Below are 24,337 nucleotides of genomic sequence, written 5' to 3' on the forward strand. Positions count from 1 at the left end.
TCTTGCCGACCAGAGTTCCGGTCGGCAAGACCCTCACGACCGTACGAGCGTCAGATGCGCCGCTCCGACGAGGCCAACCCGACGAATCCCGCCCACGCGTCACGCGAGACTGTGAGCAGGGGACCGGCCTCAGCCTTCGAGTCCCGGACGTGCACAACCGCCGTAGCAGGGGCGACCTCTACACAATCACCGCCCTCGGTTCCGCTGTAGCTGCTCTTGAACCAAGCGAGGTCGGAGGCGACGGTCGAGGACTCAGCGTTGTTCATAGCGATCCCAGCAACCCTTCGATGAGCTCCAGTGACTCTCGCGGACTGAGAGCCTGTGATCGGATAATCCCATAACGGGCGGCGGCTAGAACCCCTTGCTCCGGGTCGGTCTGTAGAGAGCCGATTCCTTGTGCCTCGGCGTACACGAATTTCTTGCCGTCCTTCCGAGTCACAACGGTGAACGGTCCGTTCACGCCAGCATTGTCCTCACGGTTGACCGGCATGATCTGGATCTCGACGTTGCGCCTCTGCCCGATCAGCAGCAGGTGCTCCAACTGCCCGCGCAGCACGGACGTGCCTCCGTAAGGGCGCCGCAGGATTGCTTCGTCGAGGACGAAACTCAGTAGTGGGGCAGGCCGACGATCGAAGATGTCCCGCCGGGCCAACCGTGCCGTCACTCGCTGCTCGATGGTCTCCTCGTCCAGGGGCGGTCGCCTCATGGCGAGCAGCGCCCTCATGTACTCCTCGGTCTGAAGCAGCCCTTTGACCACCAGGGTGTCGTAGGCGACCAGCTCAACGGCCTCCTTCTCCAGCACCGCCATCCCCTGAAAGAACACCGGATACTGCGCCCGCTCCACCTGCTCCTTCCACAGGCACAGCAACCCGCCCGCCCCCAGCACCTCGTCCGCCCGCTCGATCGTCCGGGGTGTCGGAATCCTCCGCCCCTGCTCGAACGACGCGACCGTGGACGCCGAGTACCCGATCCGCCTCCCGAACTCCTCGCGTTCCAGCCCCTCCCGCACCCGCAGCGTCTTCATGGTCTGTCCGAACGCGACCACGACACCCCGTCCGGCCTCGTCCTCCGGCCGCCGCCGGGCCCCGCTGTCGTTCTCCCACCCGTCACCGAGACTCACGACCGCCGCTCCCGCACCGCCGCCGTTGCCTTCGCCGTGCTCACGCTCCCCGGGAACCACCTCGGCCCCGGCCTCCGTACCCGCGCGCTCCGCCATGTCCACCACCGCCTTCTCTCGCTCAACGCCCCCGCAAGGAACGCCGTCACGGCGCGCAGCTCCGACACGCGCGTACAACACGGGTACAGCTGCCCCCTGTCGCTGCGTCACCACTGGTCACGCTACGCGACCGACGGGACCGTGAGGGGCGTGACGACGAAACCCATCAATCCCACCGACACCACCCGACCCGCCACCCCCTGCGCCCCCTTGGAGGCGTCCCCGCCACCGGGTCCCGCCTTCGGGATGCGCTTCACCTCCACACCGCGTGGAGCCCGTCTCGCCCGCCGCCTCGCGGCCGTCCGCCTGGACGCGTGGGGCATCCCGTACGGCACCGATCCGCACGACGCGATCGTGCTGATCGTCGCCGAGCTCACCGCGAACGCCGTGAGCCACGGCCACGTTCCCGGCCGGGACTTCCACCTCCGCCTCCGCACCACCCCCGACGGCCACACCGTACGCGTCGAGGTCACCGACACCCGCGCCGAACGCCATCCCCGCCGCCCCGCCCTCCCGGAGAACGCCGCCGGCGTCGAGGAGACCGGCCGCGGGCTGCTCCTCGTGACGCAGCTCGCGACCCGCTGGGACTGGCACCCGCGCCCGGACGGCCCGGGCAAGACCGTCTGGGCGGAGTACGAGCAGGTACGTGCCGCTCTGCGGGAGTGGAACGGCTATGACCCCGGTGTGCGCGAGCAGGCCGCGCCGGCCGCCGAGTCGGACAGGCGGATCGGTGAGACGCGGGGACGAACCCACTGATCATCGAGGCGGGTGAACCGGCACTCTCCCTGCCTCGAACGATCACCTTGTTGTCGTCAACTGCCTTGATAACCGCTGTTATCAGAAAGGAGACGCTATACAGCTCCCACCCGCGCCTACGGTTCTGTCCGTCGACAGGCACCCCAGCGGTTCGGCCGCCCCCGGTGCCTGTCGGTGCTCGCCCCTTTCCCTCTCCGCACGGACATCACGGGAGACACCATGGACGACGCGACGGACCGGACCCCCGACAACGCACTGCCCCTGCCCGAACTCGTTGAGGCCCGCCTGGCCGGTGACCGTAAGCTGTCCGCCCCGGCGAAGGCCCTCGTCCGCGAGGCACTCGGCGACCCCGAGGGCGCCGAAGGCGGCACCCGCGCCTCCGCGGGACCCGTCTACCTGGGGAACATCGCGGTCACCGGCTTCCGCGGCGTCGGTTCGAAGGCACTGCTCAAGCTGAAGCCCAAGCCCGGCGTCACCCTCGTCGTCGGACGCAACGGCTCCGGCAAGTCGAGCATCGCCGAGGCCGTCGAGACCCTGTTCACCGGCACCAACGCCCACTGTTCCGGTCAGCACCCGAGCCACGCCGTCCGCTGGCGCAACCTGCACCAGGGCGAACGGACCGTCGTCGAGGCCAGACTGACCGTCGAGGGCGACCCGTCGCCGAGCACCCTCACCCGCACCTGGACCGGCGACGCCTTCACCGACTCCGAGGCTGTGCTCAGGCGGCCGGGCCACGGCACCGTGCCGCTGGAACAGGCCGGCTGGGAGCAGGCGACCCGCGCCCACCGCCCGTTCCTGTCGTACGCCGACCTGGACAACCTGATCAACGGCAAGCCGTCCGAGATGTACGACAACATCGCCGCGATCCTCGGCCTCGACCACCTCAACGCCGCCGCGCGACGGCTGACGGCAGCGAAGAAGGAACTCGACGCCGTCGTCAACGCCGCGAAGGAGAAGAAGCCGCTCCTGCACGCGGCCCTGGAGGAGGTCGGGCACGACGACCGGGCGCTCAAGGCCCTCGTGGCGATGGAGGAGAAGGACGGACCCGACCACGCCGTGCTCGACGCGCTGATCACCGGCGCGCCCACGGCCGACGAGGGACGGTTGCGGGAGGCACGGCTGGAGGCCGCCGCCGAGACCGAGAGCCCCGACCTCGACCGGATCGGCGCCGCCGTCGACGCGCTGCGGAGCGCCGTCGCCGACGTCGACGACCTGAAGGGCACCGCGGCCGCCGACGCCCACAGCAGGGCCGAACTGCTCCAGGCGGCCCTCGGCCACAGCGACCGTCACGCCGACGACACGGCCTGCCCGGTCTGCGGCACGGAACAGGTCCTGGACCGGGAGTGGGCCGCGCGCGCCGAGGCGCAGATCGCCGCGCTCCTGAGCGAGGCCGAGGCCGTACGCGGGGCCGAGGCCCGCCTGCGGACCGCGACGCGCGCCCTGCACGACCTGGTCGCCCCGCCCCGGCAGACCCCGGCCGCGCTCGCCGAACCGTGGCAGGCCTGGGGCGACTGCCGGCAGATCACCGACCCCGCCGAACTCGCCGAGCACGCGCTGAAGGCGGCCGTGACGCTGACGGACGCGTGCGCGATCGTGGCCGGCGCGGCGCGCCGGGAACTGGCGGCCATGGACGAGCGCTGGCACGCCGTCGTCGGCCTGCTCGCCGAGTGGACGAAGCTCTCCCGGGAGGCCGAGGCCGCAGGGCCCCGCAGGACAGCGATCAACGCCGCCCTCAACTGGATCAAGAAGCTCACGACCGAGATCCGCGACCTGCGCGTCGACGCCTTCGCCGGCCACACGCAGCGGATCTGGGAGAAGCTGCGCCGGCAGAGCAGCATCGACCTGAAACCCGTGAGGATGCACGGCAGCGAGAAGGCGACCGTCCGCAAGCTGATCATGGACGTCACCGTCGACGACACCGAGGCCTCCGCCCTGGGCGTCATGAGCCAGGGCGAACTGCACTCGCTCGCCCTCTCCCTCTTCCTGCCCCGCACCGCCACGGCCGACAGCCCCTTCGGCTTCGTCGTCATCGACGACCCCGTGCAGTCCATGGACCCGGCGAAGGTCGACGGCCTGGCCCAGGTGCTCGACGAACTCGGCCACGACCGGCAGGTCGTCGTCTTCACCCACGACACCCGGCTCCCGCACGCCTTCCGCAGCCAGGGCCTGCCCGTGACCGTACTCAAGGTGGAGCGCGGCGAGCAGTCCAAGGTGCACGTCACCACCGACACCGATCCGGTCAAGGAGGCCGTCGACAACGCCATGGCCCTCGCCCACACCGAGAACTGCTCCGAGGCGGCCCTGCGCCACGTCCTGCCGTCCCTGTGCCGCGAGGCCCTGGCGACGGCGATCGTCGAGGCGGCCTGGCTCCGCCGCAACCGCACCGGGCAGCCCGCCGAGCACCTCCAGTCCGCCATCGACGCGACCGAACGGCTCATCCCCCTCGCGTCCCTCGCCCTCTTCGACGACGGCCTCGTCCACCCCGACGAGGAGGTCCGCAGCCGTCTGCGCACCCTCTACGGCAACGAGAGCACGACCCTCATCCACCAGTGCCAGCAGGGCGCCCACCCCGGCGGCTTCCTCCCACACGACCCGATCGCCTTCGTCCGGAGGGTCGAGGCCCTCGCCGCCCGGATCCGCACCCCGGAGGTGAACGCCTGATGCCCGCCACTCGCACCGGCGTCGACACCGTCACCGCACTCCTCGTGACCGCCGACGACCTCCTCACCGAAGGCCCGGACGCCGAGGGCCCGCTGACCCCGGCGGGCCGCGACCGCGGCGCGGCCTACGCCCTCCGCATCGCCCTGGAAGCGGCCGTCGACGCGGCCCTCGCGACCGAGGAGGCCGGACTCGGCGAACTCCGCAGCATGCGCGCGAAACTGCTCTGCCTGCACCACTACGCCAGCCCTGCCCCGGCCCGCCGCGCCCACGCCCTCTGGAACCGCCTCAGCGCGGCCTGCAAGTACCACCACGACGAACTCGGCCCGACCCGCGCCCAGGTGTGCGCCTGGCGGTCGGCCGTCGAGAAGCTCGCGACGGAGCTTGCCGCGCCGCCGACGCCCCCACGCTTCCCGCGGCAGGCGGGCACCGGGCGCCCGCCTGCCGAAGTGACGGCGGCGGAGGACTGCCGCGACGGCCTATAGGGTTTCGCGCTGTGGAAATCGGATCTTTGATTGAGCAATGTGACGGCAGTGCCGTACGTCGTGTAGGTACCGTTCGCGCACTGGACGAGACGGAAGTCGTCGTCGAGTGGGAAGGCGGAGAGCGTGAGCATCTACCGGTGCCCGTACCGGAGTCGGTGAGAAGCCTCACTCCGGGGACCATCCCGTACCGGGCCGCCACCGACCTTGCCGCGCTCCAGGCGGACTTCGAGAACAATCCCGTCGAGGTGCTGGTCGAACTGCTCCGTGACCTGGGCGAGACGATCACCGTCGCCGCGCTCCGGGAGCGTGTGAAGAGCATGGGACTTGGCGTGGAAATGCCGCCCCACGAGTGGAACGCGGTGCGCGAGTCACTCCGTGCCGACTCTGCTGTTCGTACACATGGCAAGTACTGCGTGAGTTGGAAAGGGAAGGCAGGAGCGACCCCGCGTCGTGGTCGGCGGCGGTCGGCGTCCGAGGCGCTCCGCGAGCTGGCGGGGATGCCCCGCAAGAACACGGCCGCGACGAGGCGGTTGTCCGCGGCTGTGTCCGTCGGGCTCGGCGAGCTGACGTCGCCCTACGAACAGCTCGCCGCGCACGCGCTCGGCGTACCCGTGACCGACTGGCCCCAGGGCTGGGCGGAGCCCCGTCCGCAGGACGTACCGGAAGAGGTCCGGCTGGTCGCGGTCCAGCACATCACCGAGATGTCGCGTGCCAGAAACCGTGCGGTACTTCCCGCTACTGACCCCGGCCTGGACGCTGTGAAGTCCGCGGAGATCCCGTCACGTCTCGAACTTCTCCCGCTACTCGTTCCCCTCGCGGCGATGCCGGCCAAGAGCCTTGCGGCGGACAGGGCGGCCAAGGCCGTGAACGGCGAGTACGCCTGGGACACCTTGCGCACCGGGATGGAGTGTTTCGAACTGTCGCTGTCCAAGACCTCCGACCGCGAGGCCGGGCGGCCGGACCAGGACAAACTGCTGGCACCTCTGGCTGCCAGAGCCAGGGAGCTCCTGAAGAGGGTGCTGATGAGGAGGCCCAAGGAGGACGACCTTCCGTGGCTGGACTTCGTGGAGGAGATGGTCTTCCGGGCCTGCGTGTTGCTGGCGGATCCCCGGATCCAGGAGCAGCGGAACGGACTCGTGCGGGAGTGGGCCCAGCATGTCGCCGACCACTCGGGCATTCCCGCCGAGCTGCGAGAAGCAGCCCGAGCCGCCCAGGCCGCCGCGGCGGCCGAAGCCGCCGACGCGGCGGAGACAGACGGCACGGGTGTCAGTGAGAGGGCGACGGGAGGCCGACAGGGCGAGGCCGCACCGGAGGCGCCCCCGGTGTCCGCGGAGGAGCCCGAGTGCACGGAAGCCGAGCAGGAAGGCGACACCGGCGCGGAGGCCGGCGAAGCCGACAGCGCCGAGCTCGCGAGCGACGAACCCGTCCAGGAGGTGACGGAGGACGTCCCGGACGAGGCACCGGAAGCGGCGCAGGAGACCGAGCGGGACCCGCAGGTCGAGATCGAGGCCCTCAAGCGCCTGCTGGAGGAGGAACGAAGCAATGTCGCGACGGCCCGTACCGAGTCCGAGCGGCAGCGCCGGGACGCCTCGGACGCGCTGGCCGAGGCGGAAGCGACGGCGAATCGGCTGCGGCTCCGCATCGCGGACGAGGAGAAGCACCGCGCCGAGGCCGAGACACGTGCCCGCGCCGCCGAGGCCACGGCGGAGTCCGCTCGGCAGGGCCTGGAAGAGGCGGAGCAGCGTGTGGAGGCGATGACACGTCAGCTCCGTCGGCGGGACGACGAGTTGCGACAGTCCCGGCAGACCGCGCGCGGAGCGTCGCAGGCGCAGTTGCGGCAGGCCAGGATCGACACGCTGCGCGTGCTCGCCGCGGTGCTCACCGAAGTCGCGGACCAGGCGATCCACGAAGACGACAAGACCGGGCCGGCGAACGCTCTGTACCGCAGGGCCCTGGCCCGCGCGGCGGCAGCGGGGGTGCTGGACAGGGGAGCACTCGGAGAAGAGACGGACTACGACCCGGTGATGCACCGGGCCCCGGGCGGACCGGCGGCACGTGTGGTGGTGGAGCGGCCCGGCTTCGTATGGCAGGGCTCGCGTGAGCCCGAGCCCGTCGTGCTGGAACAGGCCATCGTCCGCGGGGTCGAGCAGTAGGCAAGACAGTTCATTTCCGCTGCCGGGACCGAGAATCCCGGCAGCCAGTGTCCATGGAGGACATCGGTGCAGCACGACAAGCCCTTGATCGGCATCGACTTCGGTACCGCGACCACTTTGGTGAGCCAGCGGCTTCCCGGCGGCTCACCGGAGAACGTGCCGATCGGGCACGGCACGTCCTGGATGCCGAGCGTGATCGCCCTTTCGGCCTCCGGCGAGCTCCTGTTCGGCGAAGGCGCCGAGGCGGCGGCCGGAGCCTCGGCGCTGCGGTCGGTGAAACAGTGCATCACCCTCGGCCTGACGCCCGACGCGCTGCAGGGACGTGAAGGAACCGCTGCCACGATCCGGCACTCGGCGGACACCCTGATCGAACGACTGCTGAAGCACGTGCTGCTACGCGCCAAGGCCGCCGGAGCGGACACGCAGGACGCACACTTCCGCCTCGCCTGCCCCGCCATCTGGGACGGGCCTCAGCGCAGGCGGCTCGCGGCCCTGGCCAACGCCGCGGGCATTCCGGTGGCTGTCGGGGACATCGTCGACGAGCCCGTGGCCGCCGGCCTCGCCTGGTCGGACGGGCTCTACTGGGAACTCGGCGAGGAGCGGCCCGACGGGACCACACTGGTCTTCGACTTCGGCGGCGGCACCCTCGACATCGCCGTGGTCGAGGTCACCGAGTCGCTCCAGGACAGCGCCCCCGAACTCACCGTGCTCTCGGCACGCGGTGTGGCCAAGGCCGGTGACGCTCTGGACCTCCGGATCGCCCGGGACCTGGAACAGGACCTGGCGGCCATGGGCATATCGGTGGACCGGATGCCTGATCCCGCCACCCTCAGGGCGCTGCTCCTGGCGGCCGCCCGACGGCTCAAGGTGCTGCTCTCGGACACGCGGTACGACGAACAGGCGGTGCCGGTCGGCGGCGGATACACCGACCTGCCGTTGCTCACCTACACGCGCCGGCGCCTGGAGGAGGCGTTCTGGCCGCAGATGACGGAAGCCCTGGAATACGTCAGGGCCGCCCTGTGCGAAGCGCGGCTGCGCAGGCGCACGACGCCCGACATCGCGCGTCTGGCCCGTATGCCGCTGTCGGAACTGGCGACCGACGTGCAGCACGTGCTGCTCGCCGGCGGCATGTCCCAGGTGCCTCTGGTGCGCCAGGCCTTCGAGGAGAACTTCCCCCATGCCGAGGTGGAGTTCGACAGGGCGCTGGAATCACCTGAGCAGTCGGTCGTGACCGGCCTGGTGGTGCACAACTACCACCGGCTCAACCTTCCCCGGCCAGGCTTCGACCTGGTGCTGGAGTGGGACGACCCCGACGGGCGCCGGCACAGCGAACTGCTCTATCCCGCCTTCCAGCCCCTCTACACCCCGCACCAGGTGATGCGCCGTGAGGAGCTGGCCCATCACTGGAGGGGGACACCGGACGTCCGATTGATCACCAAAGCCCGGATCCGGGCGTCGGCCGTGGACGGGGAACCGATGGACTTCTCGGTGGAAGGCAGTGCGCTGCCGTATCTCCCCGTCGTACTCCACCCGAGGACGGCGTTCTCGCTCGCGCTGCGGCTCAACGGCGAGATGGTCGTGCACGACTCCACCGCCCGGCCCATGACGTTCAGAGTGGAGAGGTGGCCCGTGCTCCGGGCGGGAGAGCAGGGCGCCATCCGTCTGACGCGGGTGCGAAGGGACGGTCAGGAGCACGGGCATGTCTCCTTCACCGACCTGTACTCCCACCCGTGGCAGTGAATCGCGGACCCATGGCCTGGGCCTGCCGCCGGCCGGCGGCCCGGAGCACGTCTTTGGCCACCGGCTGGCGGCCCGCACCACGCCTGGCCGCCGACCGGCGGCCGGTCAGCTTCCCTCGACCAGGACGAGGGCGACCGTCTCGGTGGACAGACTGAAGCGGGAGTCCCGCTCCATCTGCGCCAGAAGGGCGTCCCGCCGGGTCTCCAGGTGCGTCACCCGGCTCTCGTGGAGGCGCCGGATGGAGTGGTGGTTCACCTCGTGGGCGAGACGACGGGCTCCCGCGATCTTCACCTGGAAGGTGTCGCTCACCGTCGCCCGCCGGCCTTCGGCGAACCGCGTGTTCTCCGCCTCGTAGAGCCGCTTGGTCGTGCGCTCCTGCAGGGCCGCGAGGGCCTGCACCTCCTCCAGCGTGTCGGCGAGCGACGCGTCGATGCCGACGGGCAGCGGCTCCTCGGCGCCGGTGAGTTCACCGCGGGCGAGGCAGGTCAGCAGCGCCGTCCCGACCTCGGGAACCTCTCGCATCGTCCGGACGTCGACCGCGGTGGTCCACAGCTCCCGACGCGAACGAGTGCCGTCCGTGCGCGCCAGCCGGACCTCCACCAGATACCGGGAGCCGGGTGGCAGGCCGGGCAGTCGTACCCGCCCGTAGCGCAGGAGCAGCTCGGGATGCTGGTCGTACCACCACTGGGCGGTGCGTACCAGCGGATGGCGGACGCTGAGCAACGGGACCCCGCTCGCCGACGAGGCGCTCGCGGTGAAGCAGGCCTGCATCGGTGAACCGCTCTTGAGCCTGGCCAGCAGATCGCCGCGGGGCTGGGGAAAGGCGCCCGCGTCCATCGCCGCGTACATCGCCCTGAGCAGGTCGCCGCTGCCGGTGATGTCCACCAGGCCGTCCTCGTGGGGGACTTCGCGCAGCAGGCCGTACCCGCTGTCCCTGAGGAAGCACTCGACGAGTCCGCGGATCTCCTGGGGGCCCAGGTAGCGCCCCCGGCCCGGACTGCTCTCGTCGAAGCCTTCGATGAGCAGGCCGTCCAAGCCGGTGAGAAGCGCCTGGGCGTCGTTCAGGGTTTCCAGGTCCTTCTCCCGGTCCACCCGCGCGACCGCGATCCGGTCGACCTGGCGGCGTCGCTGTTCCGGGGTGAGGTGAGGGTCGAGGACGATGCGGTGCAACTCCTTGAGGCGCCCGCGCAGGATCGGTTCGAGCTCCCCGATGGAGTCCTGGAAGACCCCGATGCGTGTGTAGAGGCGCTGGAAGATGTCGGTCTCGATGGTGCCCGGGACCTGCATGTTGAAGATGAAGATCTTCTCGTGCTGCTGGCCGAACCGGTCGAGGCGTCCGATGCGCTGCTCGACCCGCATGGGGTTCCAGGGCAGGTCGTAGTTGACCAGGACGTTGCAGAACTCGAAGTCCAGGCCCTCGCTGCCCACCTCGCTCACCAGCAGCAGGTCGAACGCGCCGGAACGGAAGTCCTTCATGATGCGCTCCCGCTCGATCGGCGGGGTTTTCCCGTGCATCACCCGGACTTTGAACTCAGGGGTCAGCCTCTCCTCCAGATAGTCCAGGGTGCGGGTGAAGAAGGAGAAGACCATCGCCTGCCGCATGCCCTTGGCGCGGGCGCCGCGCAGCATCTCCGCGAACCGCTCGAACTTGGTGTCCACGGGAAGTTGCCGCAGCAGGGAGTGCAGCGTCGAGAGGTCGTCGGCCTGCTCCGCCAGTTCGCGGGCGATTCTGTCGGCGGAGGCGGACGACCTCGAGGCGTTGTCGTTCGGGGCGGCCTCGGAGTCGTCGACGACTTCCGACTCGTAGAGGAGTTCCTCGACGGCCTCGTCCTCGGCCGGCCGGGGCGAGAAACGCTCCCGTAGCCGCTGCTGCATGGCCGGGATACAACTGGCCGCCTGCCGTAGCCACATCTGCGCGGCGAAACCGGCGGCGGTCCCGCTGCGGGCGGCGCGCTGCAGACACCAGGTGTGCAGGTCGTCGTAGAAGGCGCGTTCCTGGGAGGTCCAACGGACCGCGACGTCCTCAGCCTCACGCAGGGCCTTGCGGTCGGGCGTATCGGCCTTGCGCGTACGGTTGACGACACCCGCCAGGGCGTTGAGTTCGGCGATGCACCGCCGCGCCTCGGCGCGCTGCTGGGGAGACAGCGGAGCGCCGGTGTTCAAAAGCTCCCGGAGACGCCGGAACTCCGGTCGGTGAGCGGTGATCCTGCCGTACGAGGACGTCTGGACTCGCATGAGCCGCGAGTGCAGCGCCCGGGCGCCGTCCGGAGTGTCCGCGTCGCCGTTGGTGAGACCGACGGCCACCGCGTTCAGATGGCGGTTGGGCTCGAGCTGGTTCTCGAAGACCCTGGGGTCCGGGAAGGACGACTCGTCGAGAAGGTGAACGAGGTTGTAGAGGTCCTGGTTGCCCAGGTTCAGCGGAGTGGCGGAGAGGAAGATCAGAGCGTCCGCCCAGTCGGCGAGCAGGGCTGCGGCGGCATGGCTCCGGCTGCTCGCGTTGCGCAGGTAGTGCGCCTCGTCCACGATCACGAGATCGAACCGGGGCTGGAGGGAGGCGAGTTCATCGAGCTGTCCGGCCCGCCGGAGCCGCTCCAAAGACACCACTCCGGCGAACGGCTCGCTGGTGTCGCCGCTGCGGAACAGCTCCACCAACTCCGCCATGCCCTCCTTGTCGAGGACGCGAAGGTGACGGTCGAAACGGTCGCGCATCTCGTGCTGCCACTTGGTGACGAGCGCCGCGGGACACACGACGAGTCCCCGGAAGTGCGTGCCACCGCGCCGTGCCGAGGCACGCCGCAGATGGGTGCGCTGCTCCAGCTCGTTCCAGATCAAGCCGGCCTCGATGGTCTTGCCGAGCCCGACCTCGTCGGCGATCAGCAACCGCTGGCGTTCCGAACTCATCAGCTTGAGCACGGGCCGGAACTGGTAGGGCCGGAACAGTGTGCGGCTCGACTGGTACGAGTACACGACATCCGTGAGCGGCGTGCTCAGCTTGGCGAGAGTGAGCGCGAGCGCGGTCCGGTCGGCAGGAGCGGGCGGACGGAGGATCCAGTCCTCGGGATCGTCCGTGCTGGGCGGAAGCGCCTCGAGATCCTCCTCGAACGCCATGCGGCGACCGCCGGTCGCGTCCTGCAACCTGTACTGGACGCTTCCGTCCCGTATCGGCGTCGCCTTGACCACGGTCAAGGTCTCCCGCCTGCCTGCGAGGCGGACGAGGTCACCGAGGGCGAACGTGGGGGTGACCTCGTCACGGACAGCGGCGTGCCAGACCTTGTACTGAAGAAGGGCCTGGTGAAGCAGGTGACCGTCGTCCACGTCACGCAGACGCTTCAACTGGGAAGCGACGGCGGTTTCACCCTTGCTCAACGCGAACCCCACGAGAGTCCGGTCGGCTCGTGACTCGAAGAGGTAGATGCCGCCGGGCAGCTTGCTTCCGGTGCCGCCGTCATGCGCTTGCGGCACGGGATGCTGTCGTGCCGCGGGCACCGGGATCCGCTCGGAGCACTCCGGGCTGTCGTAGAAGAAATGGTGCGCTTCACCGAGCTTTTCCCGCACCGACGTTCCGGTCGAATCCCCCCAGGGGATGTACCGCAGTAGGAGCCGGTCGTCATCAAGTGACAAGTCTGCCGTCGCCGGAAGACTTCCGCCCTTTGACGCTGCGCTCTCCCTCACTCCGTCCCCCTGTCCGATGGACACCGTGCCCGGAATCCGAACGGGTCATCTCCCGCGGCTCCGGGGAGACCGGCGTGGCCGTGGCTGTCGCGCTGACCAACGGGGAACGGCAATGACACGCTGCCGGGCTGTTGCGTGGCGCCAGAACCGCCTCGATGGAGTCGGTTCGGCCCGAGTAAGACTACTTGGTGACAATCGGTGCCCGCGTGTCATCTCTGGGTACGCTGCCATCGCTTGTCGTTCTCTGCCTTGAGCGCGCCGATTCGACGGGAAGGTTGGAATTCGCCTACTCCGTCAGGCTCATCCCACTCGGGAAGCGCCGCGCCGACATGACGACGTCAACTACTCCCCTCGCTGCCTGTTCCGGTCGCGGATGGCGGCTGACGGCCTGGGTGAGATTGGTCCGGCACCCGCCTCACGCGTTCTCAAGCCGGCTCAGTACGGGCTGCGAGTACCGCCAGACGGGATCGGCCCGAGCCACGCCCAGATGCGCGTCGAGGTGCGACCGCTGGTCTGGTCCCGTTCACGTCAGCGAGGCCCCTGCGTCAGCGCGAAGCGGGCCCCCTCCGGGTCGGCGACCGTCGCCACGCGCCCGTGCGCGCCGTCCCGGGCCGGCGCGAGGAGCCGGCCGCCGAGGCCGACGACCCGCGCGACTGCCTCGTCCACGTCGTCCACCTGGAAGTACGTCATCCAGTGCGGTCCGCGGTCCCGGGGCAGGGCGTTGCCCAGGCCGTGGACTCCGGCGACCGGACGTTCCGCGGCGTTCAGGGTGACGTAGTCGAAGTCGTCGGCCACCACGGCCTCCCGGCGGTAGCCGAACACCGTCTCGTAGAACTTGACGACGCTCGCCGACTCGAAGGTCAGCAGCTCGTTCCAGGCGGGCGTGCCGTGCACGCCCGTGATGCCGGTGCCGAGGTGGGCCGTCGCCTGCCAGATGCCGAAGACCGCGCCGACCGGGTCGGAGCCGATGGCCAGGCGTCCGGCGTCGGCGGCGTCCAGCGGACCGACCCCGATCGTGCCGCCGCTCAGGCGTACCGTTTCGGCGGTGGTGTCCACGTCGTCGGAAGCCAGGTAGGGCGTCCAGGCCACGGAGAGGTTGCGGTCCGGGGGGAGTTGGCCGACGCCGGCCACCTCACGGCCGTCGAGCAGGGCATGTGCGTACGGGCCGAGCTGATGCGGTCCGGGCTGGAACGTCCAACCGAACAGCTCGCCGTAGAACTCCTGCGTGGCCGTCAACCCGTGCACCATCAGGCTCACCCAGCAGGGTGTGCCGGGTGCGTACCGAGTGTGCGCTTCGCCGTTCAGGCCGGCCGGCCCACGTGCCTCGGGCATCGTCACTCTCTTCTCGGCCACTCGCGGTGGCCGCGTCGCTTCCGCACCCCGGGGCCGATGTTCGCACCACCCGCGGTGCCGAACGCTCCGGGCGCGCCGCCGTGCTGCGGCGGGCGTGTCGGGAGGACGCCCGGTGTGCGGTTCCTCATCCGTCTTCGTGCGATTGCCGAAGGACGTCGATCGGCTGTACGGCATGTGCCCGGTCCCGTACGCCGGGTGATCGGGCCCGTCCGGCCGAGCAGAGTAGCCGGACCTGGACGGCGGGGCCACCCCGTGCGCGAGGATGGGGCCATGAACGCCATCATCTCCGCACCCGAACTCGCGAGCGCCCTGACGGGGGAGAACCCGCCGGTCGTGCTGGACGTCCGCTGGCAGCTCAGCGTGGCGAAGGCGGCCGGAGAGCCGCCGTTCGACGGCCGTGCCGCCTACGCGTCCGGGCATGTGCCGGGCGCCGTCTACGTCGACCTGGACCGGGAGCTGGCCGGGGCGCCCGGCGCGGGCGGCCGCCATCCGCTGCCGGACCTGGCGGAGTTCGGCGCCGCCATGCGCCGAGCGGGTGTGTCGGCCGCCCGGCCGGTGGTCGTGTACGACGGCGGACAGGGCTGGGCGGCGGCCCGCGCGTGGTGGCTGCTGCGCTGGACGGGTCACCCGGATGTGCGGGTCCTCGACGGCGGGTTGACGGCGTGGCGGGGAGAACTGTCGGTCGACGTCCCGGCGCCCGGAGGAGGCGACTTCGAGCCGCGGCCGGCCGCCGCGGGACTGCTCGACGCGGACGCGGCGGCGGCGCTGGCCCGCTCCGGCGTGCTGTTCGACGCGCGCGCGGGCGAGCGGTACCGGGGCGAGGTGGAGCCGATCGACCGGGTCGGCGGACACATTCCGGGCGCCGTCTCCGCGCCGACCACGGACAACGTCGGCCCGGACGGCCGCTTCCTGCCCGTCGACGACCTCAGGGACCGCTTCACGTCGCTCGGGGCGACCGACGGCGGCGAGGTGGGCGTGTACTGCGGCTCCGGCGTCTCCGGCGCCCACGAGGTGCTGGCGCTCGCCGTCGCGGGGATTCCGGCGGCGCTGTACGTCGGTTCCTGGTCGGAGTGGTCCTCGGACCCGTCCCGGCCGGTCGCCGTCGGACCCGACCCCCGGTAGCTCCGTCGCACGCGGCAGGGAAGCGTGACAAGGGAGCGAGGAAAGGAAGGAGGGGCCGCACCGAACAGGTGCGGCCCCTCCGTACGTATGAACCCGTGTGCGAAACCGTTCCGGCGAAGCGTCGGCCACCGCCATCGGGCCGCCGTGCGGCGGCCCGCTCCCGTGCTCCTGCTTACTCCTGCTTCTTGCGGCGGGTGCCGAACACGATCTCGTCCCAGCTGGGCACCGCCGCGCGGCGGCCGGGACGGACGCCGTCGGCCTCGGCCTGACGGTCCGTGGAACCGATGAGCCGATCGCGGTGGCTGCCCACGGAGCGGGGCATGAGGACGTCAGCGTAGGCGGAACCGGCGGACGCGGCGGGCGCCGGAGGCTCCTCGACGTCCGGTTCGTCCGCGGGCTCCTCCGGTTCCTCGGAGGGGATCTCCGGGACGACCATGTCGCCCCGGAAACTCGGCACCGCTTCCAGCAGGCTGGTCAGCGAGTCCCGTTCGCGCTCGCCGGTGCTCTCCTCGGAGGGCTCGGAGGGCTGCGCGGGCAGGCTCGCCCGGTCGAGAGCGCGGTCCATCGTGCGGTCGCGGGGCAGCCGGGCGATGCGCGGGACGAACGGGAAGCTGGGCTCCGGCGCGGCGAGGTCGTCGGACTCGCCGATCAGCGAGCGCGCCTCGTCGTCGACGGCCTGGACGAGCCGCCTCGGCGGGTCGTACGTCCAGCTCGCCGAGTGCGGTTCGCCCGCCACCAGGTAGACGAGCAGGACCTCCCAGGTGCCGTCGTCGCGGCGCCAGGAGTCCCACTGCACGGTGTCCTTGTCGGCGCCGCGCAGCGTCAGTCGCTCCTGCACGGACTCGCCGAGCTGCGGTCCGGCGTTCTCACCCGGCCGGCGAACGGGGGTCTTGCGGGCGCGCTCGGCCATGAACGCGCGCTCGGCCAGCACGGGGCCCTCGAAGCGGCGTACGCGGTCGACGGGGATGCCCGCCATCTGTGCGACCTCTTCCGCGGTCGCGCCGGCACGTATACGCGCCTGGATGTCACGGGGGCGGAGATGGCTCTCCACCTCGATCTCGATCTGGCCGAGGCGGGGACGGTCGCCGCGGACGGCGGCGCGCAGACGCTCGTCGATCGGAAGCGTGTACTCCGTGCTGTCCGCAGCCTTCAGCACCAGCCGTGTGCCGTCATTCGAGACGGCCACGACACGCAGTTCGGGCATGGGGACCTCCCGGGTGGTGCCTGCCGACGTCACGTGCGTCGCTGCTTCCGCTAGTCGAGTGTGGCCTGCCCGGGTGCAGCCTGCCACAACCTTGCCGAGTTGCCCGGCGTGTCGCGCGCGGACCCTTGATCGCCGTTATGGCACGGTTATCAATTCGCCACGCTGAGTGATCAACTCCGTAACCCTGTGCGACCGGCCCCCTCCTGGCTGTCCGTCAAGGCTCCGGACATCCTGGTGGGAGACCGGACCCAGGGCTCGCCACAGTACTCCATTCGGGCCACGTGCGTGGATTGGCGCGCCGTCCAACTTCTGGCAAGGAATGCGACTTGTTGATTCTGCAAGCGCTTTCCGTGATCTTGGACGTGGCGTACGTCACGCGGCCGCCGGAGGGTGAGAAGGCGGCGGGCGAGGGGACGGACCGGCCTGAGCGTCCCTCGGGCCGCGGGCACCGCATGGGCGGGATCGACGTCGCGGCCCCCGTGCCGGCGGGTCCGCTACTGCCCCAGGACCCTCCGCAGGTAGTCGTTCTGGAAGCGCCGGTCGGGATCCAGCCGGTCCCGCAGTGCCGTGAACTCGCCGAACCGCGGGTAGACCCCGGCGAAGTACTCCGCGTCCCGCGTGTGGATCTTCCCCCAGTGCGGCCGGCCCCCGTGCGCGGTGAAGATGCGCTCGGCGGCGGTGAAGTACCCCCGGTAGGGCGCGCCCTTGGCCGTGTGGACGGCGACGTACGCGCTGTCGCGGCCGGAGGCGGTGGACAGGGTGATGTCGTCGGCCGGCGCGGTGCGCACCTCCACGGGGAAGCTGATCCGCAGCGGAGAGCGTTCGATCATGGCCCTCAGCTCGCGCAGCGTCTCGGTCACCGCCTCGCGCGGCACGGCGTACTCCATCTCCACGAACCGGACCCGGCGCGGCGACGTGAAGACCTTGTACGGGATGTCCGTGTAACTGCGCGCGGAGAGCGCCCTGCTGGACACCTCGGCGATGGCCGGGACGGTGGCCGGCACCGCCCGGCCCACCCACTGGGCCGCCTGGAAGACGCCGTTGGAGAGGAACTCGTCCTCGAACCAGCCGGCCAGTCGCCCCACCGGCCTGCGCGGGCCCGCGCTGCGGTTGTTGCGCTTGGTGTTGGTGTTGCCGGTGTGCGGGAACCAGTAGAACTCGAAGTGCTCGTTCTCGGCCCACAGTTCGTCGAAGTCGGCGAGGACCTTGTCGAACGGCATCGGTTCCTCGCGCGCGGTGAGCAGGAAGACCGGCTCCACGGCGAAGGTGATCGCGGTGACGACGCCGAGGGCGCCGAGACCGATCCGGGCCGCCGCGAAGACGTCCGGGTTCTCCTTCTCCGAACAGGTCAGCACCGAGCCGTCGGCCGTGACCAGCTCCAGGCCCCTGATCTGCGCGGCGATGGAGGCCGACTCGCGGCCCGTGCCGTGGGTGCCCGTGCTGGTGGCCCCCGAGACGGTCTGCTCCATGATGTCGCCCATGTTGGTGAGCGACAGCCCCTCGCGCGCCAGCGCCAGGTTGAGTCTCTTGAGCGGGGTGCCCGCCTCGACCGTGACGGTCATCGCTTCGCGATCGATGTCGCGGATACCGGTCAACAGGTGAGGGCGGATCAGCACACCGTCCGTCGCCGCGATCGACGTGAAGGAATGGCCCGTGCCGACCGCCTTGACCGTCAGCCCGTCCTCGGCCGCCCGGCGCACGGCCGCGGCCAGCTCGTCGACGGAGGCGGGCGTGACCTCCCGCGCGGGGCGGGAGACGACGTTGCCGCCCCAGTTACGCCACGTGCCGCTCTTCCCGCTCGCTGTGCTGCTCAACGGTGCCTCCACGACCCGGCGCCGGCCTGCTGAGCCGACGGTACCCGAGGAAACCGACCGCGACCGCGACGGCCCCGGACACCGCCGGAACCCCGTACCCGGCCCGCGCGCCCGCCGTGTCGATGACCCAGCCGGCGATCGAGGAGCCCAGCGCGACCCCGACCGCGAGCCCGGTGCTCACCCAGGTCATGCCCTCGGTCAGCTGCGCCCGTGGTACGTGCTCTTCGATGAGGGACATCGTCGTGATCATCGTGGGAGCGATGGCGAGGCCCGCGACGAAGAGCGCCACGGCCAGAAACGGCAAGTTCCCGACCAGTAGGAGGGGGATCATACTCACGCCCATCATGAACACGCCCAGCAACCAGCGTCGTTCCGGGGCCCCCTGGGGGCGCAGCAGGCCGAAGACCAGACCGGCCGCACAGGAACCGGCCGCGTACAGCGCCAGGACGACGCTCGCGGCGGCCTTGTGCCCCTGCTCGTCGGCGAACGCGACGGTGACCACGTCGACCGCCCCGAAGATCGTCCCCGTCGCCACGAACGTCGCCACCAGCACCTGCAGACCGGGTGAGCGCATCGCCGTACCGCCGCCCTTGTGGTCGCGCGGGTGGGGCTCGGGCTCCGTGGCCCGTTGCGCGGTCAGCCAGAAGACGCCGACGGCGAGGAAGCAGGCCGCCAGCAGCGGGCCGGCCTCCGGGAACCAGGCCGTGGACAGGCCGATGGAGATGATCGGGCCGAAGATGAAGCAGACCTCGTCCACCACGGACTCGAAGGAGTACGCGGTGTGCAGCTGCGGGGTGCCCCGGTACAGGGCCGCCCAGCGGGCCCGGATCATCGCGCCGAGCGAGGGAACCGTACCGATCCCGGCGGCGCACGCGAACAGCACCCAGTCCGGCCACGTGAAGTGCGCCGCCAGCAGCAGCCCCGCCGCGGCGGCGAGCGCGACCAGCGTGGCGGGCCGCAGCACCCTGCGCTGCCCGTGCCGGTCCACCAGGCGGGAGATCTGCGGCCCGATCGCCGCCGCCGACAGCGCGATGGTCGCCGAGAGGGCGCCCGCGAGGCCGTAGCGCCCGGTGAGCTGGGAGACCATCGTGACCACGCCGATGCCCATCATCGACAGCGGCATCCGGCCGAGGAACCCCGCGGCGGAGAAACCCCTCGAGCCTGGGGCGGCGAACAGGGCGCGGTAGGAGCTGGGCACGGAGATCTCCGTCGGGTCCGGTCACGCGTGCGTGGCGGCTCGGCACGGCGCGAGGAAGGGGGGTGCTGCGGGGCTCGGCAGGACATGCGGGAGTGCGCTGCCCACCCGGTAAGGCGTGTACGCAGCCGATACAGCTTACGAGTTAGGTAACCCTAACGCACCCCCGCGCGCGTTCCCCTTCAGGGGAGTCGCCCGCCACGACACCCGGAGTTTCCGGGCTGTCGGCGACGGGTGGCAGGATCGAGACATGCCAGACGCGCTCGATGCCACCCCCTACGACGCCCTGCTCCTGCTCTCCTTCGGCGGACCTGAAGGCCCGGACGACGTGGTCCCGTTCCTGGAGAACGTGACACGCGGGCGCGGCATCCCCAAGGAACGCCTCAAGGAAGTCGGTCAGCACTACTTCCTGTTCGGCGGGGTCAGCCCCATCAACGGCCAGAACCGCACCCTGCTGGACGCCCTGCGCCGGGACTTCGCCGACCACGGACTGGACCTGCCGGTCTACTGGGGCAACCGCAACTGGGCCCCGTACCTCACGGACACCCTGCGCGAGATGGTCGCCGACGGCCGCCGCCGCGTCCTCGTCCTCGCCACCAGCGCCTACGCCTCCTACTCGGGCTGCCGCCAGTACCGCGAGAACCTCGCCGACTCGCTGGCCGCGCTGGAGGCCGAGGGCCTGGACCTGCCGAAGATCGACAAGCTGCGGCACTACTTCAACCACCCGGGCTTCGTGGAGCCCATGGTCGACGGCGTGGTCCGGTCCCTCGCCGACCTCCCCGAGGACGTCCGCGACGGCGCCCACATCGCCTTCACGACCCACTCCATCCCGACGGCCGCCGCCGACACCTCCGGCCCCGAGGAGGGCCACGGCGACGGCGGGGCGTACGTCGCGCAGCACCTGGACGTGGCCCGGCTCGTCGCCGACGCCGTCCGTGAGCGCACCGGCGTCGACCACCCCTGGCAGCTCGTCTACCAGTCCCGCTCCGGCGCCCCCCACATCCCGTGGCTGGAGCCCGACATCTGCGACCACCTGGAGGAGCGGCACGCCGCCGGGGCGTCGGCCGTCGTGATGGCCCCCATCGGCTTCGTCTCCGACCACATGGAGGTCCTGTACGACCTCGACACCGAGGCCACGGCCAAGGCCGGGGAGCTGGGCCTGCCGGTGCGCCGCTCGGCCACCGTCGGCGCCGACCCGCGCTTCGCCGCCGCCGTCCGCGACCTCGTGCTGGAGCGTGCCGCGGCCGAGAGCGGCCGGGGCGTCACCCCGTGCGCCCTGGGCACGCTCGGGGCGAGCCACAACGTCTGCCCGGTGGGCTGCTGCCCGTCCCGCGCCCCCAGGCCCGCCGCGGCGGGCGCCGACAGCCCGTACGCGTGAGGAGCACCGTGACCGACCCCCTGCACCGGGAACTGCTCGAACTCGCGGAGGAGGCCGCCCGCCGGGCCGGCGAACTGCTGCGGGACCGCCGGCCGGCCGACCTCGCGGTCGCCGCCACCAAGTCGAGCCCCATCGACGTCGTCACCGAGATGGACATCGCGGCCGAGAAACTGATCACCGGCCTGATCTCCGAACACCGCTCCGACGACGGCTTCCTCGGCGAGGAGGGCGCCTCCAGCGAGGGCAGCAGCGGCATCCGCTGGGTGATCGACCCCCTCGACGGCACCGTGAACTACCTGTACGGCCTGCCCACCTGGGCCGTCTCCATCGCCGCCGAACAGGACGGCGAGACCGTCGTCGGCGTCGTGGCGATCCCGATGCGCGGCGAGACCTACCGCGCGGTGCGCGGAGGCGGCGCGTGGGCGACCGGAGCCTGGGAGGGCGAACGCCGCATCACCTGCCGGCCGCCGGCCCCGCTCGAACAGGCGCTGGTCTCCACCGGCTTCAACTACGTCACCGAGGTCCGCACCCACCAGGCCGACGTCTCCCGGCAGCTGATCCCGTTGCTGCGCGACATCCGGCGCGGCGGCTCCGCGGCCGTCGACCTGTGCGACGTGGCCGCCGGCCGGCTCGACGGGTACTACGAGCGCGGTCTGCACCCGTGGGACCTCGCGGCGGGCGACCTGATCGCCCGGGAGGCGGGCGCCCTGACCGGTGGACGCCCCGGAGAACGCCCCTCGCGCGAGTTGGCGATCGCCGCGACGCCGGGTGTCTTCGAGCCCCTCCAGCGGCTCCTGGAGGGTTTCGGCGCCTGGCACGACTGAACGGACGGCGGCGCGCCCGCCGAACGCACGACGACGCGTCCGCGGGGCGTCCGGCCGCATGCCCGGCCGGACGCCCCGCGGACGCACGAAGGGGCCCCGGCGCTGGATTCGCCGGGGCCCCTCCGTCGTGCGTGCGAACGGCTCAGACGCTTGTCGCGCCGACCTGCACACCGTGCTCGGCGGCGAGCCGGCGCAGGTCGTCGAGCTCGCCCTGTTCGACCTCCACGAGGAAGTCGTCGCCCTCGCTTCGAGCCCGCGTCAGATCGGACTCGGTCGCCCTTATGCGCTGCAGAAGTCCTGCGGTGAATGCGTCCATGCTGCGCCCCCTCGTCCTTGGTCGTGGGTCTGTGGCACGGGGGTGTGCCGATTGGGAAGGGGCGATCACGTCTCCAGTAGGTGCCCAGCGCTGCCCGGCCGGGCGGCGACGGTGCCGGACACCCACGCCCGCTCTGCGGAAAGCGGATCGCGGAGTGCCGCATGGTGCTGCGGCACATGCAGAGCGTGATCGCGGGGTGTAAAGCCGTCCTCCCCCCGCTCCCTCCCGCAGAAACCTCAACCCGGCGAGAAAATCCGGCATTCCCGGGCTTCACACCTGCCCCTCACGGCCCCGCACCCGCCTTACCGCCGACTTATGGCCGAAAAGGGCAGGATGGAAGCCCACACTCACCGAACCCCCTGCCCGCGTGCGCCCACAGCGCGCTACGCGGGTGGACACAGGAAGGACAAGCGACGTGCGCGTACTCGTCGTCGAGGACGAGCAGCTGCTCGCCGATGCGGTGGCCACCGGACTGCGCCGGGAGGCCATGGCCGTCGACGTCGTGTACGACGGTGCGGCCGCCCTGGAGCGCATCGGCGTCAACGACTACGACGTGGTCGTCCTCGACCGTGACCTCCCGCTCGTGCACGGCGACGACGTCTGCCGCAAGATCGTCGAGCTGGGCATGCCCACCCGCGTGCTCATGCTCACGGCCTCCGGTGACGTCAGCGATCGCGTCGAGGGTCTGGAGATCGGCGCCGACGACTACCTTCCGAAGCCCTTCGCCTTCAGCGAGCTGATCGCACGCGTGCGGGCCCTGGGCCGGCGCACCAGCCTGCCGCTGCCGCCCGTGCTGGAGCGGGCCGGCATCAAGCTCGACCCGAACCGCCGCGAGGTCTTCCGGGACGGCAAGGAGGTGCAGCTCGCCCCCAAGGAGTTCGCCGTCCTGGAGGTCCTGATGCGCAGCGAGGGCGCGGTCGTCTCCGCGGAACAACTCCTGGAGAAGGCCTGGGACGAGAACACCGACCCCTTCACCAACGTCGTGCGCGTGACCGTCATGACCCTGCGCCGCAAGCTCGGTGAACCGCCGGTGATCGTCACGGTTCCCGGCTCCGGATACCGGATCTGATCCCGTGGCCACCACTCCGGCGCCTCCCCAGGCGCCCCCGAAGCCCACCTGGGACCCCAGGCGGCCGCAGGCCCCCTTCCCCTGGCTGCGCCCGACCATCCGGATACGGCTCACGCTGCTCTACGGCGGGATGTTCCTGATCGCCGGCATCCTGCTGCTGTCGATCATCTACCTGCTGGCGGCGCACGCGCTGAACGTGGGCAGCGAGCTGCCCTTCAAGATCCTCATCGGGCAGGTCGCCAGCGACATCTGCAACTTTCCCAACGAGCCGACCGCCAGCGAACTCAACCGCGCGATGAACGAGTGCGTCAACCAGCAGCGCCAGCACGCGCTGGACGACCTGCTCAGCCGCTCGCTGCTGGCCCTGCTCGGACTCGCGGTGATCGCCTTCGCGTTCGGCTACGCCATGGCCGGCCGGGTGCTGGCCCCGCTCGGGCGGATCCTGCGCACCGCGCGCTCCGTGGCGGGTTCGGACCTGTCCCGCCGTATCGAGCTGGACGGGCCGGACGACGAGCTGAAGGAGCTGGCCGACACCTTCGACGACATGCTGGAGCGGCTGCAGCGGGCCTTCACCGCTCAGCAGCGTTTCGTGGGCAACGCCTCGCACGAGCTGAGAACGCCGCTGGCCATCAACCGCACGCTCCTCGAGGTCCACCTCTCCGACCCGAACGCGCCGGTGGAACTCCAGCAGCTCGGCAAGACGCTGCTGGCGACCAACGAACGCAGCGAGCAGCTCGTGGAGGGCCTGCTGCTGCTCGCCCGCAGCGACAACCAGATCGTCGAGCGCAAGCCGGTCGACCTCGCCGAGGTCGCCGGGCAGGCCATCGACCAGGTGCACGGCGAGGCGGAGGTGAAGGGTGTACGGATCCGTGGGAAGCGGGATTCCGCGGTCGTCCAGGGCAATGGCGTACTGCTGGAGCGGATCGCGCTTAACCTGGTGCAGAACGCCGTGCGCTACAACGTCCCCGAGGACGGCTGGGTCGAGGTGACCACCGAGGTCCTGCACGGTCAGGCGGTGCTCGTCGTGTCCAACACGGGCCCGGTGGTCCCCGCCTACGAGATCGACAACCTTTTCGAGCCCTTCCGGCGGCTGCGCACGGAGCGTACGGGCAGCGACAAGGGTGTCGGGCTCGGCCTGTCGATCGCGCGCTCCGTGGCACGGGCGCACGGCGGCCATATCGCGGCCCAGCCGCGCGAGGGAGGAGGGCTCGTGATGCGAGTCAGTCTGCCGCTGTGAGACCCGGCCGCGACACACATGGGCTTGTTCGCTTTGCGCGAAATTTTTTGGGCCTCGACCGGGCTTTCCCGTGTGTGATCGATCACAAGAACGATTTTCCGGTCATCTACTCTCCGTGATCATGGATGCTGTCGGAAAGCCCGGA

18 protein-coding genes are annotated in these 24,337 nt (G+C 70.9%); 10 read left to right on the plus strand and 8 right to left on the minus strand.

The genetic code is table 11. The features are described 5' to 3' along the window. Positions 1 to 50 precede the first annotated feature (50 nt). Together ACH4N1_RS24825 and ACH4N1_RS24830 are read right to left on the minus strand one after the other, a co-directional pair. Positions 51 to 266, minus strand: coding sequence for a DUF397 domain-containing protein (locus ACH4N1_RS24825; protein ID WP_398100189.1), 216 nt, complete (start codon positions 264 to 266; stop codon positions 51 to 53). Then, entirely contained in the window at positions 263 to 1,216 is a 954-nt protein-coding gene (locus tag ACH4N1_RS24830) for a helix-turn-helix domain-containing protein (protein ID WP_398100266.1), read from the minus strand. Before ACH4N1_RS24830 ends, ACH4N1_RS24825 begins: the two co-directional genes overlap by 4 nt. 150 nt (positions 1,217 to 1,366) lie before the next feature. On the opposite strand from ACH4N1_RS24830, the gene ACH4N1_RS24835 reads away from it, so the two are divergent. From ACH4N1_RS24835 to ACH4N1_RS24855, 5 genes are all read left to right on the plus strand, one after another. After that, positions 1,367 to 1,972 carry an ATP-binding protein gene (locus ACH4N1_RS24835; protein ID WP_398100190.1) on the plus strand — a complete coding sequence of 202 codons (606 nt, stop codon included), beginning with the start codon at positions 1,367 to 1,369 and terminating at the stop codon, positions 1,970 to 1,972. Positions 1,973 to 2,191: 219 nt separating this feature from the next. Next, complete coding sequence (locus ACH4N1_RS24840) at positions 2,192 to 4,633, plus strand: AAA family ATPase (protein ID WP_398100192.1); 2,442 nt, start codon at positions 2,192 to 2,194, stop codon at positions 4,631 to 4,633. Then, complete coding sequence (locus tag ACH4N1_RS24845) at positions 4,633 to 5,115, plus strand: hypothetical protein (RefSeq protein ID WP_398100194.1); 483 nt, start codon at positions 4,633 to 4,635, stop codon at positions 5,113 to 5,115. The genes ACH4N1_RS24840 and ACH4N1_RS24845 overlap by 1 nt, the downstream gene beginning before the upstream one ends. Before the next feature lie 137 nt (positions 5,116 to 5,252). Beyond that, complete coding sequence (locus ACH4N1_RS24850) at positions 5,253 to 7,268, plus strand: hypothetical protein (RefSeq protein WP_398100195.1); 2,016 nt, start codon at positions 5,253 to 5,255, stop codon at positions 7,266 to 7,268. A 66-nt stretch (positions 7,269 to 7,334) separates the two neighbouring features. Next, positions 7,335 to 9,008, plus strand: a complete 1,674-nt coding sequence (locus ACH4N1_RS24855) for an Hsp70 family protein (RefSeq protein WP_398100196.1) — start codon at positions 7,335 to 7,337, stop codon at positions 9,006 to 9,008. 105 nt (positions 9,009 to 9,113) lie between these two features. On the opposite strand, the gene ACH4N1_RS24860 is transcribed toward ACH4N1_RS24855, so the two are convergent. Both ACH4N1_RS24860 and ACH4N1_RS24865 read right to left on the minus strand, forming a co-directional pair. Next, positions 9,114 to 12,470 carry a helicase-related protein gene (locus ACH4N1_RS24860; protein ID WP_398100198.1) on the minus strand — a complete coding sequence of 1,119 codons (3,357 nt, stop codon included), beginning with the start codon at positions 12,468 to 12,470 and terminating at the stop codon, positions 9,114 to 9,116. Between the two features lie 738 nt (positions 12,471 to 13,208). Then, positions 13,209 to 14,012 carry a VOC family protein gene (locus ACH4N1_RS24865; RefSeq protein ID WP_398100200.1) on the minus strand — a complete coding sequence of 268 codons (804 nt, stop codon included), beginning with the start codon at positions 14,010 to 14,012 and terminating at the stop codon, positions 13,209 to 13,211. 291 nt (positions 14,013 to 14,303) lie between these two features. On the opposite strand from ACH4N1_RS24865, the gene ACH4N1_RS24870 reads away from it, so the two are divergent. Beyond that, a complete protein-coding gene (locus ACH4N1_RS24870; RefSeq protein ID WP_398100202.1) occupies positions 14,304 to 15,155 on the plus strand; it encodes a sulfurtransferase in 852 nt (283 codons plus the stop codon). Positions 15,156 to 15,327: 172 nt separating this feature from the next. Here ACH4N1_RS24870 and sepH read toward each other — a convergent pair whose 3' ends face one another. The 3 genes from sepH to ACH4N1_RS24885 all read right to left on the minus strand — a co-directional run bounded on the left by sepH (position 15,328) and on the right by ACH4N1_RS24885 (position 19,371). Beyond that, positions 15,328 to 16,359, minus strand: a complete 1,032-nt coding sequence (sepH, locus tag ACH4N1_RS24875; RefSeq protein ID WP_398100203.1) for a septation protein SepH — start codon at positions 16,357 to 16,359, stop codon at positions 15,328 to 15,330. A 494-nt stretch (positions 16,360 to 16,853) separates the two neighbouring features. After that, the gene (locus tag ACH4N1_RS24880; protein ID WP_398100205.1) at positions 16,854 to 18,173 is read right to left on the minus strand and encodes a D-arabinono-1,4-lactone oxidase; all 1,320 of its coding nucleotides are present in this window, start codon (positions 18,171 to 18,173) and stop codon (positions 16,854 to 16,856) included. Continuing rightward, positions 18,133 to 19,371, minus strand: coding sequence for an MFS transporter (locus tag ACH4N1_RS24885; protein ID WP_398100206.1), 1,239 nt, complete (start codon positions 19,369 to 19,371; stop codon positions 18,133 to 18,135). The genes ACH4N1_RS24880 and ACH4N1_RS24885 overlap by 41 nt, the downstream gene beginning before the upstream one ends. A 247-nt stretch (positions 19,372 to 19,618) precedes the next feature. Here ACH4N1_RS24885 and ACH4N1_RS24890 point away from each other — a divergent pair, with 247 nt between their 5' ends. Further along, complete coding sequence (locus ACH4N1_RS24890) at positions 19,619 to 20,746, plus strand: ferrochelatase (protein WP_398100208.1); 1,128 nt, start codon at positions 19,619 to 19,621, stop codon at positions 20,744 to 20,746. A gap of 8 nt (positions 20,747 to 20,754) precedes the next feature. Then, positions 20,755 to 21,570: an inositol monophosphatase family protein gene (locus tag ACH4N1_RS24895; RefSeq protein ID WP_398100211.1), complete on the plus strand. Its 816-nt coding sequence runs from the start codon at positions 20,755 to 20,757 to the stop codon at positions 21,568 to 21,570. A gap of 142 nt (positions 21,571 to 21,712) precedes the next feature. On the opposite strand, the gene ACH4N1_RS24900 is transcribed toward ACH4N1_RS24895, so the two are convergent. Next, positions 21,713 to 21,886, minus strand: coding sequence for a hypothetical protein (locus ACH4N1_RS24900; RefSeq protein ID WP_366061247.1), 174 nt, complete (start codon positions 21,884 to 21,886; stop codon positions 21,713 to 21,715). A gap of 415 nt (positions 21,887 to 22,301) precedes the next feature. Here ACH4N1_RS24900 and ACH4N1_RS24905 point away from each other — a divergent pair, with 415 nt between their 5' ends. Then, on the plus strand, positions 22,302 to 22,955 hold the full coding sequence (locus tag ACH4N1_RS24905) for a response regulator transcription factor (RefSeq protein ID WP_020125132.1): 654 nt from the start codon (positions 22,302 to 22,304) through the stop codon (positions 22,953 to 22,955). A gap of 4 nt (positions 22,956 to 22,959) precedes the next feature. Continuing rightward, entirely contained in the window at positions 22,960 to 24,192 is a 1,233-nt protein-coding gene (locus ACH4N1_RS24910) for a sensor histidine kinase (RefSeq protein ID WP_398100213.1), read from the plus strand. Positions 24,193 to 24,337: the final 145 nt, after the last annotated feature.

Origin of the sequence: Streptomyces sp. NPDC017202, from assembly GCF_044331705.1 — a bacterium.
Taxonomy (GTDB): domain Bacteria; phylum Actinomycetota; class Actinomycetes; order Streptomycetales; family Streptomycetaceae; genus Streptomyces.